Origin of the sequence: Dietzia sp. SLG310A2-38A2, from assembly GCF_014145095.1 — a bacterium.
Lineage (GTDB): Bacteria > Actinomycetota > Actinomycetes > Mycobacteriales > Mycobacteriaceae > Dietzia.
In genome coordinates this window covers 1-4,400 of record NZ_JAALDX010000159.1, presented here as the reverse complement: position 1 = coordinate 4,400, position 4,400 = coordinate 1, and the positions used below count along the sequence as shown (strand labels likewise).

Genomic DNA, 4,400 nt, shown 5'->3' with positions numbered 1-4,400 from the left:
CCAGACCCGTGCCCGGGTCGGCGATCGCGTGGACGTGCCCCGACACCCTGGGGTCGATCCAGGCGTCACCCGCACCGACGTAGCGCGGGTGGGCGGTGAGTCGCTCGGTCAGCGACCAGCCCGCCGCCGCCAGGTCGGCGGTGAGCCCCTCCAGGTGCGGCCACGGGCGCTCGGGGTTGACGTGGTCGGGTGTCAGCGGGGAGATGCCGCCCAGATCGTCCACCCCCGCGCCGATGAGTGCCAGCACGTCATCCCGGTCGACCAGGTTGGGCGGGGCCTGGACGGCGACCCGCGGATCGAGCACCAGTCGCGCGACGGCGATCGCGGCCAGGAACTCGTCCCGATCCGCGTCGGCCGAGTCGCGCATGGCGGTGTCGGGCTTGGCCCGGAAGTTCTGGACGATCACCTCCTGGAGGTGCCCGAACTCCCTCGCCAGCCCGGCGAGCGCGAGCAGACTGTCGGCCCGCTCGGTCCTGTTCTCCCCGATTCCCACCAGGATCCCCGAGGTGAACGGCACCGCGAGACGCCCCGCGTCGGTCAGGGTGCGCAACCGCACGGCCGGGTCCTTGTCCGGGCTGCCGTGGTGGCACTCCCCCGGGGTGGTGAACAACCTCGTGGCGGTGGTCTCGAGCATCATCCCCATGGACGGTGCGACCGGCTTGAGCGTGGACAGCTCCGACCAGCTCATCACCCCGGGATTGAGGTGCGGCAGCAGACCGGTCTCCTCCAGGACGCGGATCGCCATGGCCCGGACGTAGTCCAGCGTGGAGGAGAACCCCCTGGACTCGAGCCATTCCTTCGCCTCGGGCCAGCGGTCCTCCGGTCGGTCGCCGAGCGTGAACAGGGCCTCCTTGCACCCGGCCTCCGCTCCGCGCCGGCACAGGTCCACCACCTCGTCGGGGTCGAGGAACATGCCCTCGCCCGCCGCCCGGAGCTTCCCGGGAACGGTGACGAACGTGCAGTAGTGGCACTTGTCCCGGCACAGGCGGGTCAGGGGCACGAACACCTTGCGGGAATAGGTCACCACCCCCGGACGCCCCTCGTCGACGAGGCGGGCGTCGCGACGCGCGGCCGCCAGCCCGGTGAGTCGGGCGAGATCATCACCGCGCGCGGCCAGCAGCACCGCCGCCTCGGTCACATCGAGGGTGAGCCCGTCGGAGGCCCGGCGCAGCGCGCGCCGCATGGCCGAATGCGTGGGCTCGGGATCGACAGGCGTCAGGGCGAGATCCATGCCCGTGATGATGCCCCACCGGGGCCGAGAGGTGGAGGGCCGGTGCTGCGTGGGAGGTCACGGGCGTACGGAATGGGACCGCGCATTAGTCTGGGCGGCATGTCCGATCCCGCCCGTCCCCTGCGCAGCAACGGCGATTCCCTGGTGTCCGCACCTCCCCGTGGTGCCGGTGGCGCCCATGCCCTGCGCGAGCCGGCTCCCTCGACCGTCCCCGGGGGAGCCTCGGACTCCGGGGAGGGTCTGCTGACGTCCACCCGGGTGCTGGTCACGGCTCCGCGACACCGGATCTCCCCGCGCACGCCGGTGCTCTGGGTGATCGAGGGGATCTGGTCGTGGGCGATCCTCGCCGCCCTGCAGGTCGGGTGGTACTTCTGGGGCGACAACGTGATGGGGTTCTGGAACTGGGTGGCGCTGGCCGCGACCGTCCCGTTCGCGTTCATGTCCATCGTGGTGGCGCCGTGGTGGCGCTACCTCGTGGCCCGCTGGGACGTCTCGGACACCGCGGTGTGTTCGCGCAAGGGCTGGTGGACCACGCAGTTCCGGATCGCCCCGCTGGCCCGCCTGCAGACCGTGTACACCACCCGCAACCTGTTCGAGCGCTGGTTCGGCCTGGCCACCGTCCACGCTTCCACCGCATCCGCCCAGGGCACCGTCGAGATCAGGGGTCTGACCCTCGCCGATGCGGAGGCTCTGGCCCAGCACCTCATCGCCATCGCCAACCTGGACTCGGAGGACGGGACGTGAGCGGACCGGGCGGTGTGACCGGGGTGACGACGGATCCGGACGACGACGAGGCCGGCTCCTCCGTCGACACCGCACCGGCCCCGGGGGCCGAACCGCCGGAGGAGACCACACAGGCCGACCCGGCCGACGCCGACGGAAAGGTCGACCCGGAGGCTCCGTGGGAGCGGTTGTCCTGGCGGATGTTGCTGGTGGACCCGCTGGGGATGCTCACCCGGTTGCTCCCGCTGTTCCTCATCTCCCTGTGGCTGGGGTCGAACCGAAACAACTACTGGTTCGAGATCGGCGTCATCTCGTTGATCGTGCTCGGCAGTCTGCTGCGGTGGCTGTCCACGAGCTATCAGGTCGGCCGGACCCACATCATCCTCAAGAAGGGCTTCTTCAGCCGCAACGTGGTCACGGTGTCGCGCCAGCGGATCCGCAGTGTGGACACCGAGTCCGACCTGTTCCACCGGGTCATGCGGGTGTCGATCGTCGAGGTCGGCACCGGCCGCGCGGACTCCGGGAAATCGGACGCCGAGCGGTTCCGGCTCAACGCCATCGACACAACCCTGGTGGAGCCGCTTCGCGACGAGTTGCTCAAGCACCGTCGCGCCCTGGACCCGACGCTCAGCGAGGAGGACGAGGAGCAGTGGGGCTCGAAGTACGGTGAGGACATCTCCCAGTGGCGCGTCACGTGGGCCCGGTTCGCCCCGTTCTCGTTCATCGGGTTCGGAGTGCTCCTGTCACTGTGGCTCATCACCTGGCAGATGGGAGACATGCACGACCGGGTCATGGAGCTCGCGGCCGTCGAGGCCGTCGTCTCGTGGCTCGATTCGCTGGGGCAGCCGTGGACTCTGGTCGGCGAGGCGATCGCCGTCTGGATGGTGGCCGGGGTCCTGGCGATCATCACGTACGCGATCCGCTACGGGAAGTACGCACTCACCGACCGTGGGCAGTTGCTCTACGTCCAGAACGGCATCCTGCGCCGCAAGCACCAGGCGTTGGACAAGGCCAGACTCCGCGGCGTCGAGATCCGACTGCCCGTGTACCTCCGGCTCCTGGGCGGCGGCCGGCTCGAGCCCATCATGACGGGGACCAAGAAGGGCGCCGCCGCGTCGACGCTGCTGCCGCAGGCGCCCATCAAGGACGTCCGACGGGTGGCCATCCGAATCCTCGGCGACCCGACCCCTGTCACCGTGCCTCTGCGGCGCCACCCGTGGAAGGCCGCCCGCCGGCGGATCACCCGCGGGCTCATGCCGTTCTGGATCGTGGCCGGCCTCATCGTCCTGGTCCGCATCGACTCCGGCCCCCCGGCCGACATCTGGGTGAGGTGGGCGATCCCGGCGGCCCTGGTGTTCTTCCTCGCGTTGTCGGTCGACCGGATCAGGATGCTCGGCCACGCGCTGCTGCCCGAGACCCTGGTGAGTTCGCACGGATCGTGGACCGCCAAGCGCACGGTGCTCGAGGCCGACGGGATCATCGGGTGGACGGTGACGCAGTCGGTGTTCCAGCGCTCCGCCGGGGTCGCGACCGTCTCCGCGGCCACCCCGGCCGGGAACGGTGTCTACTCGGTGATGGACATGGACGCGGACGAGGCGTGGGCTCTGGCCGAGGCGCTGACCCCGGGGATCACGGACGTCTGGCACCACGACGGGGACCCCGAGGTGCGGTGCTCACCCTCGATGGGCGTCCGCGCGCAGTGATCGCCCGATCGTCGCGACCCACAGGGGGATGAGACCGCCCACCAGCAACAGCGCCAGGCCCCGCAACCCGATCGGGACCGGCATGTCGCCGCCGGGACCCAGGTTGAGCGCCACCAGGGTGAGGATCCAGATCAGGGCCGGGAACACGGCCACGATCGCGCGGTCGGACCAGGCGGAGGCCACCCGCACGAGGAACAGCGACCACCCGCCGGCCACCAGGACCGTGAACGGGAACGGGACCGGGCCGACGTACATGGTCAGCCAGGCGACGGCCAACACACAGCTGGTCGCGGCCCCCACCGCGAGCATCACCAGCGCCACGCCGAGCTCGATCGCCGAGGTGGTGCGCACGACGGCGGTCCGGCCGGTCACCGGGTCTCCCCCACCAGTCCGTCGAGCAGGTGTGCGGTACCGGGCGGGCACTTGACGTAGGGGCCGTCGGGATCGACGAGGTCGTGGGCGATGTACCACTCGACCTCCGACACCGGCTGGAGGACCCCGTTGGTCAGGGCGAGGAACCAGAGTTCGGCGTCCGAGCCGGGAACCAGTTCGAGCTGGGTCGCGTGTCCGGTCAGTGCCTCGAGCTTGGCCGCATAGGTGGCGTCGTCGAGCGGGACCCGGTGGGTGAGCCGTGAGTCGGGCACCGAGGGCAGCTCGGACTCGCCGGCGTGCCGTAGGTGCCCGGGCGGCGCCGGGTGCCGTCGCGAGACGTCCGACCGGGCGGTGACCGTCCACGCCACCCG

General features: G+C 70.8%; 4 protein-coding genes and 1 pseudogene. 2 read left to right on the top strand and 3 right to left on the bottom strand.

The genetic code is table 11. From position 1 onward, the window contains the following. Positions 1–1,231: 7,8-didemethyl-8-hydroxy-5-deazariboflavin synthase CofG (gene cofG / locus G6027_RS06205; RefSeq protein ID WP_182636392.1), on the bottom strand; the 1,231-nt coding region annotated here is incomplete at its 3' end. Between the two features lie 99 nt (positions 1,232–1,330). On the opposite strand from cofG, the gene G6027_RS06200 reads away from it, so the two are divergent. After that, positions 1,331–1,975 (top strand): PH domain-containing protein, encoded by a 645-nt coding sequence (locus G6027_RS06200; protein ID WP_182636390.1) that lies wholly within the window; start codon positions 1,331–1,333, stop codon positions 1,973–1,975. Then, the gene (locus tag G6027_RS06195; RefSeq protein WP_182636381.1) at positions 1,972–3,657 is read left to right on the top strand and encodes a PH domain-containing protein; all 1,686 of its coding nucleotides are present in this window, start codon (positions 1,972–1,974) and stop codon (positions 3,655–3,657) included. The genes G6027_RS06200 and G6027_RS06195 overlap by 4 nt, the downstream gene beginning before the upstream one ends. Here G6027_RS06195 and G6027_RS06190 read toward each other — a convergent pair. Together G6027_RS06190 and G6027_RS06185 are read right to left on the bottom strand one after the other, a co-directional pair. Continuing rightward, positions 3,628–4,029, bottom strand: a complete 402-nt coding sequence (locus G6027_RS06190) for a hypothetical protein (RefSeq protein ID WP_182636372.1) — start codon at positions 4,027–4,029, stop codon at positions 3,628–3,630. The two genes, G6027_RS06195 and G6027_RS06190, sit on opposite strands and share 30 nt — an antisense overlap. After that, positions 4,026–4,400 (bottom strand): annotated as a pseudogene (locus G6027_RS06185) (N-acetyl-1-D-myo-inositol-2-amino-2-deoxy-alpha-D-glucopyranoside deacetylase); the annotation flags it as partial. The gene G6027_RS06190 and the pseudogene G6027_RS06185, both read right to left, overlap by 4 nt.